The sequence below is a fragment of the Micromonospora sp. C28SCA-DRY-2 genome (assembly GCF_030519475.1).
GTDB lineage: Bacteria > Actinomycetota > Actinomycetes > Mycobacteriales > Micromonosporaceae > Micromonospora.
In genome coordinates, this window is sequence record NZ_JAUMKD010000001.1 from 132,924 (window position 1) to 146,863 (window position 13,940).

A 13,940-nucleotide genomic window follows, 5' to 3' on the forward strand; every position below is an offset into this window, starting at 1 on the left:
TCACGGCGGGCCCGGACCGGGGTCGTGCCCGCCCCGGTCCCGGCCGCCCACCGGCCGCCGCCGGGCATCCTCAGGCGTTGTCGGGCGGACCGGAGACCACCCCGGCCGCGGAGACACCCGACCCGGTCGGTGCGGCAGGCGCCCCACCCGCGTCGTACGCCACGCGGGCCGCCAGCAGGTCGGGCAGGTGTTCCCTGGTCCACACCCGGGCCGCCTCGATGAGCGTCAACAGGCTCCGGCCGAGCGGGGTGAGCGCGTACTCGACCCGCGGCGGGTTCTCCTCGTAGGCGGTGCGGGTGACCAGACCGTCGCGTTCCATCGCCCGCAGCGTCTCGGTCAGCACCTTGGGCGTGACCGTCCGCAGCGGCGCCCGCAGCTCGCCGAACCGGCGCGGTCCGTGCTCCAGGCACCGCACCACCATCCCGGTCCACTTGTCGCCGACCTGGAACGGCAGCGCACTCGACGGGCACATCGGATCGAACATGTCCGCGTCCAGCCGCATCGTCACCGCCCGAACCTCCCCCAGTTCCGTTGCGGTAACCGGCCCCCCGCCGGTTAGCGTCCCGCCATGTCCAGCATCGCAATCTTCGGAGCGGGCGGCCGGGCGGGTCGCGCCGTGGCCGCCGAGGCACGCCGGCGGGGGCACCGTGTCACCTCGGTGGTCCGGGACCCGGACCGGCACCCCGACCTCACCGGCGCGGTCCGCGGCGACGTCACCGACCCACGCTCGGTCTCCGCGATCGTGCCCGACCACGACGCCGTGGTCCACGCGGTCAGTCCGGCCTCCGGGCCGGCCGCGCTCGCCACCCTCGACCTCGACCCGGACTTCTTCGCCAAGGCCGCCGATGCCCTCCTGCACGGCCTCGCCCGGGGCGGAGTGCCCCGACTGGTCGTGATCGGCCTGTTCGCCAACCTCACCGACGCGCACGGCCGGCTCCTGCTCGACGACCCCGCCGTCTTCCCCGTCGAGCTGCGACCCTTCGCCCTCGCCCACACCGCCGGCCTGGACCGGCTCCGGGCGGCGGGCACCACTGTCGACTGGCTCATGCTCACCCCACCGGTGCAGTTGCGGGTGGACGGTCCGCGTACCGGCCGCTACCGGATCGGTGGGGAGGTGGCTCCCGACCCGGAGTCCGGGCAGCTGTCGTACGCCGACCTGGCGGTGGCGGTGGTCGACGAGATCGAGACCCCGCGCCACCATCGGTCCCGTGTCTCCGTCTTCGGCGACGGGCGGTCGGCCGGGGGCGACGGGTCATGAATTCGATCACGCCCGGGCAGCGGCGGCGCGCCACGGCCTAGGGTTGGCGGCATGGCAGGCCCCACCGCCGACGGCTCCCCGGCACAGAATCCGCTCACCCTGCTGACGCTGGACGACCTCCGGCAGCGCACCAGCGTGAAGTGGCGGATGCACCCGCCCGACGTCCTCCCGCTCTGGGTGGCGGAGATGGACGTACCGCTGGCTCCCGCGGTGGCCGGCGCGCTGCGCCGGGCGATCGACCTCGGCGACACCGGCTACCCGCACGGGACCGCGTACGCCGAGGCGCTCGGCGGGTTCGCCGCCGAGCGCTGGGGCTGGCACGACTTCCGGGTCGACCGCACCACCGTCGTCCCGGACGTGATGATGGGCGTGGTCGAGGTGCTCCGGCTGGTGACCGACCCCGGCGACGCGGTGGTGGTCTGCTCCCCCGTCTACCCGCCCTTCTACGCGTTCGTCAGCCACGCCGACCGGCGGGTGATCGAGGCCCCGCTCGGCGGTGACCTGCGCATCGACCTCGCCGCCCTCGACGAGGCGTTCCGCCGCGCCCGGCAGTACGGTCGCCGGCCGGCGTTCCTGCTCTGCAACCCGCACAACCCGACCGGTGTGGTGCACCGCCGGGACGAACTCGAGGCGGTCGCCGAACTCGCCGACCGGCACGGCGTACGGGTGGTCTCCGACGAGATCCACGCTCCCCTGGCGCTGCCCGGGGCGCGGTTCACCCCGTACCTGACGGTGCCCGGCGCCGAGAACGCGTTCGCCCTGACCTCCGCGTCGAAGGCGTGGAACCTCGCCGGGCTCAAGGCGGCGCTCGCGATCGCCGGGCCACGGGCCGCCGCCGACCTCGCCCGGATGCCGGAGGAGGTCGGCCACGGCCCCAGCCACCTCGGCATCCTCGCGCACACCGCCGCGTTCCGCGGCGGCGGAGGATGGCTCGACCTGCTGCTGGACGGCCTCGACGCCAACCGCACGCTGCTGGAGACGCTGCTGGCCAAGCACCTGCCGTCGGTCGGCTACCGCCGCCCCGAGGGCACCTACCTCGCCTGGCTGGACTGCACCGGGCTCGGCGTCGACACCGAGCCGCCGGCCGGGGAACCCGGCGTGGCCAGCGACCTCGCCGGGCCGGCGAGGATGTTCCTCGACCGGGCGCGGGTCGCGCTCAGCTCCGGGCACGTCTTCGGCACCGGCGGCACCGGCTTCGTACGGCTCAACTTCGCCACCACCCCCGCGGTGCTCACCGAGGCCGTCACCCGCATGGGCCGGGCGGTCGGCGCCCAGCAGGCGCCGTAGCGCACCGCCGGCTCCGACGCTGGACCCGCTGGTCCAACGGGCGCCCCGGCAGCTCGGGCACTCAGGGCAGGTCGTCGGCCCCGGGGCCGGACGGGTGGGTCCAGTACGCGACGGTGGCGTCGTCCGGGGCCGGCGCGTCGGGGCCCGGGCCGGCTTCGGCCTCCCGCACCCGGCGGACGACCTCGGCCGGCCCGGCGACGCGGAGCAGATCCAGCACGCCCGGCCAGTCGGTCAGGCGGTACGGGCTGACGATGCGGCTCGCGCCGTTGCTGAGCAGCGCCACGCCGGCCAGGTCGGCGAGGGGCTGACTGCCGGTCACCGCCTCCTCGGCCGCGCGCGGGTCGTCCTTGGCGATCCAGTAGCCGCCCGGCTGGTTCCGCCGGGCCCGCAACGCCCGGCGGCAGGAGTCCAGGACGCGGTCGTACTCCGGGGTTTCCCGGGGGACGCCGTCCAGGGGCGCCGCGCAGATCCGCCGCGCGGCGACCTCACGCTCGTCGGTGACGACCCGCGGGCCACCGCCGACCGGGTCGAGGACGAGGAAGGAGTCCGCGAGCAGGAGATGCTCCAGCCGGCCCCGGTGGGCGCGGACGATCGCCACGGTGGCCTGCGGGCTGCTCGGGTCGGCGAGGTCGCAGGTGTCCCGGTGGTCGTCGGCCGTCTCCGCGATCGCGGCCGCGAGGACGGCCGCGAGGTCCCGCCCGTCGTCGCGCGACAGCCGGCCGAGCAGCGCGCCGCCGAGCCGGTGGGTGTACCAGGCGACACCGTGGCGGCAGGTCGACCCGGCGTCCGGGATGCCGGCACCGTCCAGCAGCACGACGGCCCCGGGGACGGCGCCGACGAAGTCCTCGTTCGGTTGGCCGGCCCTACCGGCGCTGGTCGCCATGCTGACGCGCACTGGTCGCTCCCACGGGTCGGGTCACCGGCGGCGGGGCGAGATCAGCCCCGACTCGTACGCCCACACGACCAGTTGGGCCCGGTCGCGGCAGTGCAGCTTCATCATCGCCCGGTTGACGTGGGTCTTGACGGTCAACGGACTGATCACCATGCGCTCGGCGATCTCGTCGTTGCTCAGCCCCCGGGCGACCAGCTCGACGATCTCCTGTTCCCGGGCGGTCAGTACGTCGCGCCCGGCCGCCGGGTCGGCCGGCGGCGGTCCCGCGACGAACTCGCTGATCAGCGTGCGGGTGACCGTCGGGGCGAGCAGCGCGTCGCCGCGCGCCACCACGGCGATCGCCTGCAACAGGTCGGCCGGGTCGGCGTCCTTGAGGAGGAACCCGCTGGCGCCGGCGCGGAGCGCGGCGAAGACGTAGGAGTCGAGCCCGTAGTTGGTGAGGATGAGGACGCGGACCGCCGCCAGGTCCCCGGCCGCGGCGATCCGCCGGGTGGCCTCGATGCCGTCGAGTCCCGGCATCTGCACGTCCATCAGCACCACGTCCGGCCGCAGCCGCCGCGCCAGCTCCACGGCCGCGGCGCCGTCGGCGGCCTCGCCGACGACCTCCAGGTCGTCCTCGGCGTCGAGCAGCGCCCGGAATCCGGCCCGCATCAGCGCCTGGTCGTCGACGAGCAGCACCCGGATCATGGAAGACCGTCCAGCGGAAAAGTGGCGTGTACCGCGAACCCGCCGCCGTCGCGGGGGGCGGTCCGCAACGTCCCGCCCAGCCCGGTGACCCGTTCCCGCATGCCGCGCAGGCCCACCCCCGGGGTCACCGGCCGGTCCGGCGACGCCCGGCCGTCGTCGTCCACCGCGACGGCCAGCCGTTCCGGGGCGTACTCGATGCGGACCTGCGCGGTGGCCGGGCCGGCGTGGCGGGCGACGTTGGTCAGCGCCTCCTGGATCACCCGATAGCCGGCCTGGTCGACCTCGGCGGGCAGGTCCCGCGGCGTACCGGTGACGGTCACCCGCACCGGTACGCCGGCCGCCCGGGTCCGCTCGGCGAGTTCGTCCACCCGGGCCAGCCCGATCCGGTCCCCGTCGGACGGTGCGCGCAGGACGTCCAGCGTCGCCCGCAGTTCCCGCATCGCGGCGCCGCTGGCCTCCTGGATCGCCAGCAGCGCGGCCGAGGGTTCCTCGTTGTGCTTGCGGGCCAGGTGCACGGCAATCCCGGCCTGCACCTTGATCACGGAGATGCTGTGGGTCAGCGAGTCGTGCAGGTCGCGGGCGATGCGCAGCCGCTCCTCCCCGGCGCGGCGCAACGCCATCTCCTCGCGGGTGCGCTCGGCCTCGATCGCCCGCTGCTCGACCTGTTCCAGGTACGCCCGGCGCTGCCGCGCGACGAGCCCGGCGACGTTGGCCGCGAAGAACCAGCCGAGCAACAGGGCGCTCCGCTCGGCGATCTGCTGGCTGGGCCGGTCGGCGGGCGCGACCGAGAAGTCGCGGGCCAGGAAGCCGCCGAGGAAGACGACGCTGGCCAGGGCGGCGGCCGCCCGGTGCCCGCGCCAGGCGGCGAGGTAGACCGTGCCGAGGACGGGGAACGCGGCGGACACCCCGGCGTGTACCCGGAGGTGCAGGGCCAGCATGGTGGCGGTCACCACGCTCAGCGCCAGCACCGGGTAGCGCCGGCACACCGCCAGGGCCGCCGCCATGACCAGGACCAGGGCGACGTCGAGCGCCCCGACCGGTGCGGCGTCCGGCGCCAGCGCGGCGTTGCCGAGCAGGAGGCCGCCGAGGGCGAGGCCGCTGAGGGCGTACGGCAGATCGCGGCGCATGATCGAACTGTAGAGCGGCCGTCAGCGGGGAGCATCCCCCGTCCGCGGTAGCCGAGGCGTACCGCGGACGCGGTATCGGTGGCGGGCAGGTGCCTGCGGCGGCACGACGCCTTCCCCGCCCCCGGCGACGAGCATCGACGCCATGACATACCGCTTCTTCACCCCCGCTCCGGTCAAGGCCGCGACCGGTCTCAGCGCGGCGGTCTACCGGCAGCTGCGCGACGAGTTCCTCGGCCCGGTGCCCACCTTCCAGGCGCTCTCGGCCGTGCCGGCGGTGCAGGCCGCGACCTGGGCGCTGATGCGCGAGGCCCTGCTCGCCGGGGACGCGTCCCGGGTCGACCGCGAGGTCGTGGCGTCGGCGGTGTCCCGGGCCAACCGCTGCCGGTTCTGTGTCGACGCGCACGTGCTGCTGCTGCACGCCCTGGGCGAGCACGAGCTGGCCGAGGTGATCGCCCGGGGTGGGATGCCATCGGAGCCGAGGCACGTCGAGCTGGTCACCTGGGCCGAGGCCAGCCGGAACCCCCGGGCCGCCGACTGGACCAGCGAGTACCGCCCCGAGGTCACCGGCACCCTGCTCGCCTTCCACTTCATCAACCGGATCGTCTCGGCGCTGCTCGATCCGGACCTGCTGCCGGGCGGCCTGCAGCGCTCCCCGCTGGTGCGGTCGGTCGGGGGCCGGCTCTACGCCCGGGCGGCCCGGGAGCCGAAGGAGCCCGGCGGCAGCCTCCCGCTCCTGGACGCCGGCACCCCGGCGCCGGCCTGGGCCGGCGACAGCCCGGTCGGCGTCGCGTACGCGGCGTTGACGGACGCCGCCACACGGGGCGGGGAACTCCTGGGCGACGTGGCCCGCCAGACCGTCACCGCCACCGTGCGGTGGGAGGACGGACGGTACCCGACCCGGCCCGCGGACTGGGCCGTCGACCTGGTCCGGGACGTGCCCGGCACCGACCGGGTCGGCACGCGGATCGCGCTGCTGGCGGCGTTCGCGCCCAGCGCGATCAGCCCCGGCGACGTCGCGCTCTGGCGCTACTCCCATCCGGACGACGCCGATCTGGTGCGGCTGGTCGCGTACGGCGCGATCACCGCCACCGAGCACGTCGCCCAGGCACTGTCCCCCGCTCACCGCTAGGAGTCCACCATGCGCAAGGCCTTCGTCATCGCCAGCACCGGGTCGCTCGTCGCGTTCGCCCTGCAGTTCATCTTCGCCGCCGTGGGCGCGTTCACGAAGCCAGCGGGCGACGACGCGTACACGTTGCACAGCGTCACCGGAATGGCGGTCATCCCCGTCCTCACCCTGCTCACCATCCTGTTCGCGGCGCTGGCGAAGGCGCCGGGCCGGGTCGTCGCACTGGCGGCCCTGCCGCTGGGCCTGGTCGTGCTCCAGGCGCTCATCGCCGGGCTCGCCAACGGGTTGACCGACGCCGCGGGCGCCAGCACGCCGTTCGGCCTGACCGTCGCCGGGCTGCACGCGCTCAACGGCATCATCGCCGTACACGTGGTGGTCGCCGTCCTCCAGGCCGCGCGGAAGCTGGCCCAGCCGGCGCCGGCCGACGCCACCGCGGTGGCCGTACCGGAAGGGGAGCCGGCATGACCACCGGCTCGCTGCTCGCGGCCGACCTGGTGATCGCGGTCCTCGCGGCCGCTGGCTGGCTGGGCGGCGGCGCCGCCGCGGCCACCCGGCGCCGACCGCTCGCCCTGTGCCTGGCCGCCCTGGCGCTGCTCGCCACGCTCGCCCGCGCGGCCACGGTCACCGCGCTCGCCCGGGCCGGTTGGTGGTTCGCCGCGGAGAAGGTGCTCATCGCCGCGCCGCTGTCGCTCGCGGGGGTGGTGGTCGCCGGGCCGCGGCTGGTGCGGGCCCCGGCCGACATCCGGTCCGTCGCGGTCCCGCTCCTCTTCGCCGGGTACGCCGCGAGCGGCGGCCTGCTCGTGACGGTCCTGCACGGCTATCCGGCGTCGCCGGGTGTCGGGTTGCTGGCGGTCGCCGGGGTCGTCGCGGCGACCGCGGCCACCTGGCGTCTGCTCGGTTCCCGCCCGTCCCCGACGGTGTCCCGCGCGGCCCTCGCGGTGGCGGCCGCGGCACTGGTGACCGGGACCGGGCTGGCCGTCACCCCGAGCGCCGCTCCGGCCGTACCGCACGACCACCGGTATCCGGACGCGCCGCCGGTCGGCGAACCGACCAGGCGGTTCACCCTGACGGCCGGGACCGCCACGGTGAAGGCCGGCGGCCGGGACGTCGCGGCGTGGGCGTTCAACGGGCAGGTGCCCGGGCCGGAGCTGACCGCCACCGTCGGCGACGTCCTCGAGGTGACCCTGCGCAACCGGGACATCGCGCGTGGGGTCACCCTGCACTGGCACGGGTACGACGTGCCGAACAGCCAGGACGGGGTGCCCGGGGTGACCCAGGCGGCGGTGCTGCCCGGCCAGGAGTTCGTCTACCGGTTCCGGGCCGACCAGGTCGGGACGTACTGGTACCACACGCACTCGGCGTCCGACGTCGGCGTGCGGAAGGGGCTCTACGGTGTGCTGGTGGTGCGCCCGGCGCCGGTGACCGGGGTCGACGTCACGGTGCCGGTGCACACCCTGTCCGGCGTTCCGCTGCCCGCGCCGAGAACGGAGCCGGTCGGGGCCGGGGTGCCGGTGCGGCTGCGGCTGATCAACACCGACAGCACGACGCACCGGTACGCCCTGGCCGGCACGCCGTTCCGGGTCGCCGCGATCGACGGCTCCGACCTGCGCGGCCCCACCCCGCTGGTGGACACCGCCGTGCTGATCCCGGCCGGGGGCCGCTACGACCTGGTGTTCACCGCGCCCGCCACGCCGGTGGCGCTGTTCGTCGACGGGCGCGAGGTCTACTCCACCGGGCCGGTGTCGACGGCGACCGACGCCTGGCCGGTGCTGGATCCGCTCGGCTACGGCGCGGCCGCCCCGGCGCCGTGGTCGCGCACCGACAAGGAGTTCACCCTCGTCCTCGACCGCGGCCTCGACCTGCGCGGACTGCTCCCCCGGTACGCCCACACCGTCAACGGTGCCGCCGACCCGGACATCCCGTCCCAGGTCGTCCGTCGCGGCGACGTCGTCGCGTTCACCATCGTGAACCGGTCCCAGATCGTGCACCCGTGGCACCTGCACGGGCACCACGTCCTGGTGCTGACCCGCAACGGGAGGCCGGCGACCGGCAGTCCCCTGTGGCTGGACTCCTTCGACGTACGCGCCGGCGACGTCTGGGAGGTGGCGTTCCGGGCCGACAACCCGGGGATGTGGGCCAACCACTGCCACAACCTCGCGCACGCCGACGCCGGGATGACGCTGCACCTGATGTACTCGTGATCCGCGGGCCGGCGGCGGTGGCCACCAGGGCCGGATGTCCGCGCATATCGATGTCTTGACGATCCGCACGGGGCGGCTTAGCGTCATGACGTCAGACATCCGACGTCTTATCCTCGCCCTCGTTCCTTCGCCCCACCCCCGGAAGGAAGTCCCGTGTCTGCTGTCCGAGCGATACCGCGCAGGGCGGTGGCCGTCGTGGCCGCCGCCCTGTGCCTGGCCGGGATGCTGCCCGGCACGCCCGCCCACGCCGCCCCCGCCGGAGTCACCGCGACGGTCAGCGCCGACTGCCCGGCCAGCCGGCTGCTCCTGCTGCTCGACAACCGCGGCACCACGGCACAGACCTTCACCGTCACCTGGCCGGGGCGTCCCGGCTCGCCCTGGACCCGGACGGTCCCCGCCGGCGGCAGCACCCAGCTGTACTGGACCCTGGCGGCCGGCACCGCCTACACCCTGCGGACGACCACCCCGACCGGGCTGGACGACACCTCCGCCGGCATCTTCCACTGCGGCACCGGCATGTCCGCGCTGACCAGCTTCGACTGCACGGCCAGCCGGCTGCAACTGGTGCTGGAGAACCGCACCACGACCGCCCGGGACTTCACCGTCACGTGGCCCGGCCGCACCGGCTCACCGTGGACCCGCACGGTCGCCGCCGGGGGCAACGTCCTGCACTACTGGACGGTCGCCGCCGGCACCCCCTACAGCCTGCGGGTCACCGCGGCGGGCTTCGACACCACGCAGCGGGGTGTGGCCGCCTGCGGCATGGCGGCCGGCACCCCGCAGATGACCACCACCACCCTGCTCACCACGCAGACCGTCATCCGCAACCTGAACGGCGCCAACGGCCGCTACGACGGCACCGCCGCCTCGGTCCGCATCCCGGGCATGGCGGTCACCAACAACGGCACGGTCATCGCCGTCGCCGACGCGCGCGTCGACGGCTCGTACGACCTGGGCGGCGGCACCAACAACATCCAGATCGCCATGGTCCGCAGCACCGACGGCGGCCGTACCTTCGACCAGCCGCGCGTCATCCACGCCCCCGCCACCACGCGGGAGGGAGCGGGCGATCCCAGCCTGCTGGTGGACCGCGGCACCGGCGTCGTCTTCTGCTTCTTCACCTACTCCCCCCGGCCGGGTGTCAGCTTCTGGTCGGGCGGGTCCGGGGTCAACACCGCGGACGACCCGAACAGCCTGCACCTGCGGTACATCACCAGCAGGGACGACGGCGCCACCTGGAGCGCGCCGGTGGAGCTGAACCCGGTGCTCAAGGACCCGGCGTGGCAGCAGGTGTTCTTCTCCTCCGGCCACGGCATCCAGACCAGCACCGGACGGCTGATCCAGCCGATCGTCTACCGGGACGCGGCGGGCACCAGCCATGCCGGCAACATCTACAGCGACGACCACGGCGTGACCTGGCGGCGCGGCGGGTCAGCCGGCGGGACCGTCAACGAGAGCAAGGCGATCGAGCGCGGCACCGGAGCGGTCGTGCAGAACATGCGCCACAACTCGACCCGCAGCCGCTTCTACGCCACCTCCACCGACGGCGGCGCGACGTTCGGCCCCCCGTCGGCCAGCCCGGTGCTCACCGATCCGCTGTGCAACGCCGACGAGCTGTCCTACCTGCGCCCGTCGGAGGTGGGCGCGAACGGGGCGCCGGTGCGCACCCGTACCGCGCTGTTCAGCAACAACGCGCACCCGACGGCACGCAACGACCTCACCGTACGGATGTCCACCGACGACGGCGCCACCTGGCCGGCCCGCGCGCTGCTCAAGCCGGGCGGCGCCGGCTACTCGACGATGGCCGTGCTCTCCGACGGGACGGTCGGCAACCTCTACGAGGTCGGCAACAGCGGAGGCATCTACTTCGCCCGGTTCAGCCTCGACTGGGTCAAGGGAGCCTGACGCGGCGGCTCGCACCTTCCCCGCCCGCAGCCGTGCCCGGATCCGGCGGTCGCCCGTCAGCGGTGGCGGACGACCGCCGGGGGCGCGATCCGGCGCGGGCTCAGGACGTCCGCAGCGGCCCGAAGGCGGCCCGCATCTCGGCCGCGAACAGCTCGGGCTCCTCCCAGGCGGCGAAGTGGCCGCCCCTGTCGACCTCGTTGAAGTACGCGAGGCCGGGGTAGACCGTCTCCACCCAGCTGCGCGGCGAAGCCCAGATCTCACCGGGGAACACGGTGAAGCCGACCGGAACCTTGACCGGCGGCGGAGCCTGGCCGCCCATCGCGGCCCGGAACCGCCCGAACTCCCAGTACCACCGGGCGGACGAGGCGCCGGTGCCGGTCAGCCAGTACAGCGTGATGTTGTCGACGATGCTGTCCCGGGTGAGGCCACCCGTCGGCTGCTTGTCGACCAGGGCCCGGGACATCTTGTAGTAGCTGTCCGTGTCGTGGTCCAGCATCCAGGCCGCCAGCCCGACGGGTGAGTCCAGCAGCGAGTAGCCGATCGTCTGCGGTCGGGTGGACTGCTCCAGGAAGTAGCCGAAGCCGTCCGTCGTGAACATGTTGAGCGCGTCGTGCGCCGCACGTTCCTGATCGGAGTTCGCCGGCAGCCGGTCCTTGAGACCGATCGCCCCGGCGAGCAGGTTGACGTGGATGCCGAGCAGCCCCTCGGGTGCCATGCGGCCCATCGCGTCCGTCACGGCGGCGCCCACGTCGCCCCCCTGGGCGACGTAGCGCGAGTAGCCGAGGCGGGCCATCAGCTCCGCCCACGCGCCGGCGATCCGGCCGTTCTCCCAGCCGAGTTCGGTCGGCTCGCCGGAGAAGCCGTAGCCGGGCAGGGACGGCAGCACCAGGTGGAAGGCGTCCTCGGCCCGTCCGCCGTGCGCGGTCGGATCGGTGAGCGGGCCGACGACCCCGAGCAGCTCGGCGACCGAGCCCGGCCAGCCGTGCGTCATGATCAGCGGCAGCGCGTCCTCGTGCGGCGACCGCACGTGGATGAAGTGGATCTCGACGCCGTCGATCAGGGTCGTGTACTGCGGCAGGGCGTTCAGCCTCGCCTCGAAGGCACGCCAGTCGTGATCGGTCGACCAGTAGCGGGCCAGCTCCTGGACCGTCGCCAACTGCACGCCCTGGGAACGGTCGTCGACCAGCTCCCGGGTGGGCCAGCGGGTGGCCGCGATCCGGCGGCGCAGGTCGGTGATCGCCTCGTCCGGCGTGTCGAGCCGGAAGGGACGAATTTCCTTGTCGTTGGGCATGCTCTCCACCTGCCGGTTCAGGTCGACCGGCGCCGAGGCGCCGGCGGGGCTGGCACGCGCCCATCGTCGCACCGGTCCGACGACCGGCGGACCGGAACGCGATTTCGCGCTCCGGCCCGGCCGGCTGGTCCCCGGAGAACCCGCGCGGTCAGGTCGGCAGGGCGTTTCGGACCGGATCGCGCAGTGAGGTCGGCGAGAGCAACGGTTGGAGCGGGCCGTCGTCGACGATCCCCGGCAGCCGCCGGGCCACCCCGGCGAGCAGGTCGGCGACCTGGACCCGCGGGTCGTCCCGCGAGTCGACCATCACCAGCCCGGCCAGCGGCGACCCCCCGCCCGGCGACAGCCCGGCCCCCTCGGCCAGCACCTGCTGGAGGCGGCGCAAGCGGTCGGCGGTCAGCGCGCTCTGCTCGTCGTGGATCACCAGCACCCGCCGCACCCCGCCGCTCCAGAACAGGACGGTCTCGGCCAGCGCCGGCAGCATCGGCTCCAGCGGTGGCGGGATCGACCGGTCCTCGTCGCTCAGCCTGCCGAGGAGGCTGCGCACCCGGGTGCGGCTGAGGCGGTGGAGGACGGCCTCGGCCGGCGCGCCCAACCCGGGTCGTACCAGCGCGTCCCGGGCCTGGAAGAACCGGTCGACGGTCCGCTGATCCGGCCGGTGCCGCCCCTTGGTCCGGAGCATCTCGACGAAGGCCGCGAGGAAGGCCGCCCAGTCGGAACCGGCCGAGCGTCCGGCCCGGTACAGGGCGAGGGCGGCCGGCCGGTGCTCCTGGGTCAGGCGGGTCCCGGCCGCGTAGGACGGCTCGGTCAGCAGCAGGTCGACGATGCGGGTGACGAGGAAGTACTGCTTGTCGACCAGGTGGACGTGTGCCCGGCCGCGCAGCGCCACCAGGAACCACTCCAGTGCCTCGCCCGCCTGTGGCCGGCGGAGGAACTGCCGGGACTTCACCTCGTCCGGCGAGAACCGGAAGCCGGAGCGCAGTGTCGCGATCAGCTCGGCCGCCTCCCCGCCGCTCAGGTCGACACTCGCGTGGGTGATCACGGGGGTGGCGGGATCGAGCAGGTTGGTGCCGGAGAACCCTGATTCGTCACAGGCGATCTCCACCGCCGTGCCGGCGACGGTCTCCACCGGAGGCAGGCCGCCCTGGAGCGGCAACCTCATGCCCGGTCCCCTGCCATGCCGACCATGGTCGCCGACCCACCCCGACGGGACCACCCAGTTAGGCGCCACCGGTCGCGCCGACCACGGCGAGGGCCGGCGTGATCGCCGCGGTGACCGCTGCGGCCGGTCCTCGACCGCGTGGCCGTCACCACCTCGGGGGCGTGTGCCGGCGGCGGCCTACGGTCCGAGCGGCGGCCGGACGACACCGCCCGTCCCGCCCGCCTCCCGGTCCGCGCGGTGTGCCAGTGCCGCCCCGGCCAGCTGGCGGATCGCGATGATCGCGGCCGCGCCGAGCAGGTGCTCCCACTCCGGCGGCATGGTCAGCCGCAGCAGGCCCGCGGCCACCCACAGGTCGAGGGCGGCCTGGAGGGCCAGCCGGCCGCTGCGGGACACCAGCAGCACCACCGCGGCCGAGACGAGGCCCGCCGCGACACAGGCGAGGGAGGCGTACCCGAGGAGTGTCGTCACGCCGGGTGACCGCCGGGGTGGGCCGGGTCGACGTGGCGGGGGTGGCCGGCCTCGGTGAGTTCGCGGCGCTCCTGCCGGATCTCCCGGGCGAGGAAGAAGTTCAACGCGGTCCGGATCGCCGCGACGGCGGCCAGTTCGGCGATCTCGCGCAGCGTGGGCGCGATGGCCGTGCGGAGGATGTCGGAGGCGAGCTGGAACTCCAGGCCCAGGGCCAGGAACCGGCCCAGGCCGAGTCGTACCGGCACGAACGCGCGGCTGCGCCGATCCCGGAGCCCGACGACGACGAAACGCACCAGCGCCACCATGGCGCCGACGAAGATGACCAGGGCGCCGGCGGCCTCCACCACCCGCACCAGCAGGTCCACCGCCTCCGACAGCCACCGTTCGCCCAGCACGCCACCCATACCAGTGGGTCCTGCCCGCCCCGACCGCCGACATGCCCGCACCCCACCCGATCGCGTCACCCGGGACGGAGACGGATCGGGGGCGCCGGGGCGCCGGCCGGACCGGTCCCGGCGGGCGGTTCACCGCCCGCCCTC

The 13,940-nt window shown here is 74.7% G+C and carries 14 protein-coding genes; 6 read left to right on the plus strand and 8 right to left on the minus strand.

Annotated elements, in window-relative coordinates:
• Positions 1 to 70 precede the first annotated feature (70 nt).
• The gene (locus Q3W71_RS00535; protein WP_302918686.1) at positions 71 to 502 is read right to left on the minus strand and encodes a helix-turn-helix domain-containing protein; all 432 of its coding nucleotides are present in this window, start codon (positions 500 to 502) and stop codon (positions 71 to 73) included.
• A 66-nt stretch (positions 503 to 568) separates the two neighbouring features.
• Between Q3W71_RS00535 and Q3W71_RS00540 the strand changes: the two genes are divergently transcribed.
• A complete protein-coding gene (locus Q3W71_RS00540; protein ID WP_302917286.1) occupies positions 569 to 1,258 on the plus strand; it encodes an NAD(P)-dependent oxidoreductase in 690 nt (229 codons plus the stop codon).
• Between the two features lie 51 nt (positions 1,259 to 1,309).
• The gene (locus Q3W71_RS00545; RefSeq protein ID WP_302917287.1) at positions 1,310 to 2,545 is read left to right on the plus strand and encodes a MalY/PatB family protein; all 1,236 of its coding nucleotides are present in this window, start codon (positions 1,310 to 1,312) and stop codon (positions 2,543 to 2,545) included.
• Between the two features lie 61 nt (positions 2,546 to 2,606).
• Here the strand turns inward: Q3W71_RS00545 and Q3W71_RS00550 are convergent, their stop codons facing one another.
• The 3 genes from Q3W71_RS00550 to Q3W71_RS00560 are packed head-to-tail and all read right to left on the minus strand — an operon-like array spanning position 2,607 to position 5,251.
• On the minus strand, positions 2,607 to 3,440 hold the full coding sequence (locus Q3W71_RS00550; protein WP_302917288.1) for a protein phosphatase 2C domain-containing protein: 834 nt from the start codon (positions 3,438 to 3,440) through the stop codon (positions 2,607 to 2,609).
• A 21-nt stretch (positions 3,441 to 3,461) separates the two neighbouring features.
• Positions 3,462 to 4,124 carry a response regulator transcription factor gene (locus tag Q3W71_RS00555; protein ID WP_302917289.1) on the minus strand — a complete coding sequence of 221 codons (663 nt, stop codon included), beginning with the start codon at positions 4,122 to 4,124 and terminating at the stop codon, positions 3,462 to 3,464.
• On the minus strand, positions 4,121 to 5,251 hold the full coding sequence (locus Q3W71_RS00560) for a sensor histidine kinase (protein WP_302917290.1): 1,131 nt from the start codon (positions 5,249 to 5,251) through the stop codon (positions 4,121 to 4,123). The genes Q3W71_RS00555 and Q3W71_RS00560 overlap by 4 nt, the downstream gene beginning before the upstream one ends.
• 142 nt (positions 5,252 to 5,393) lie before the next feature.
• On the opposite strand from Q3W71_RS00560, the gene Q3W71_RS00565 reads away from it, so the two are divergent.
• The 4 genes from Q3W71_RS00565 to Q3W71_RS00580 all read left to right on the plus strand — a co-directional run bounded on the left by Q3W71_RS00565 (position 5,394) and on the right by Q3W71_RS00580 (position 10,483).
• Positions 5,394 to 6,380, plus strand: a complete 987-nt coding sequence (locus Q3W71_RS00565) for a carboxymuconolactone decarboxylase family protein (RefSeq protein WP_302917291.1) — start codon at positions 5,394 to 5,396, stop codon at positions 6,378 to 6,380.
• 9 nt (positions 6,381 to 6,389) lie between these two features.
• The gene (locus Q3W71_RS00570; protein WP_302917292.1) at positions 6,390 to 6,842 is read left to right on the plus strand and encodes a DUF6220 domain-containing protein; all 453 of its coding nucleotides are present in this window, start codon (positions 6,390 to 6,392) and stop codon (positions 6,840 to 6,842) included.
• Entirely contained in the window at positions 6,839 to 8,578 is a 1,740-nt protein-coding gene (locus Q3W71_RS00575; protein ID WP_302917293.1) for a multicopper oxidase family protein, read from the plus strand. The genes Q3W71_RS00570 and Q3W71_RS00575 overlap by 4 nt, the downstream gene beginning before the upstream one ends.
• Before the next feature lie 153 nt (positions 8,579 to 8,731).
• A complete protein-coding gene (locus tag Q3W71_RS00580) occupies positions 8,732 to 10,483 on the plus strand; it encodes an exo-alpha-sialidase (RefSeq protein WP_302917294.1) in 1,752 nt (583 codons plus the stop codon).
• A gap of 100 nt (positions 10,484 to 10,583) precedes the next feature.
• On the opposite strand, the gene Q3W71_RS00585 is transcribed toward Q3W71_RS00580, so the two are convergent.
• The 4 genes from Q3W71_RS00585 to Q3W71_RS00600 form a co-directional block, all read right to left on the minus strand.
• Entirely contained in the window at positions 10,584 to 11,774 is a 1,191-nt protein-coding gene (locus tag Q3W71_RS00585) for an epoxide hydrolase family protein (protein ID WP_302917295.1), read from the minus strand.
• 148 nt (positions 11,775 to 11,922) lie between these two features.
• Positions 11,923 to 12,933: a hypothetical protein gene (locus tag Q3W71_RS00590; RefSeq protein ID WP_302917296.1), complete on the minus strand. Its 1,011-nt coding sequence runs from the start codon at positions 12,931 to 12,933 to the stop codon at positions 11,923 to 11,925.
• Between the two features lie 177 nt (positions 12,934 to 13,110).
• On the minus strand, positions 13,111 to 13,401 hold the full coding sequence (locus tag Q3W71_RS00595; protein WP_302917297.1) for a DUF1622 domain-containing protein: 291 nt from the start codon (positions 13,399 to 13,401) through the stop codon (positions 13,111 to 13,113).
• A complete protein-coding gene (locus tag Q3W71_RS00600) occupies positions 13,398 to 13,805 on the minus strand; it encodes a DUF1622 domain-containing protein (RefSeq protein WP_302917298.1) in 408 nt (135 codons plus the stop codon). The genes Q3W71_RS00595 and Q3W71_RS00600 overlap by 4 nt, the downstream gene beginning before the upstream one ends.
• Positions 13,806 to 13,940 lie beyond the last annotated feature (135 nt).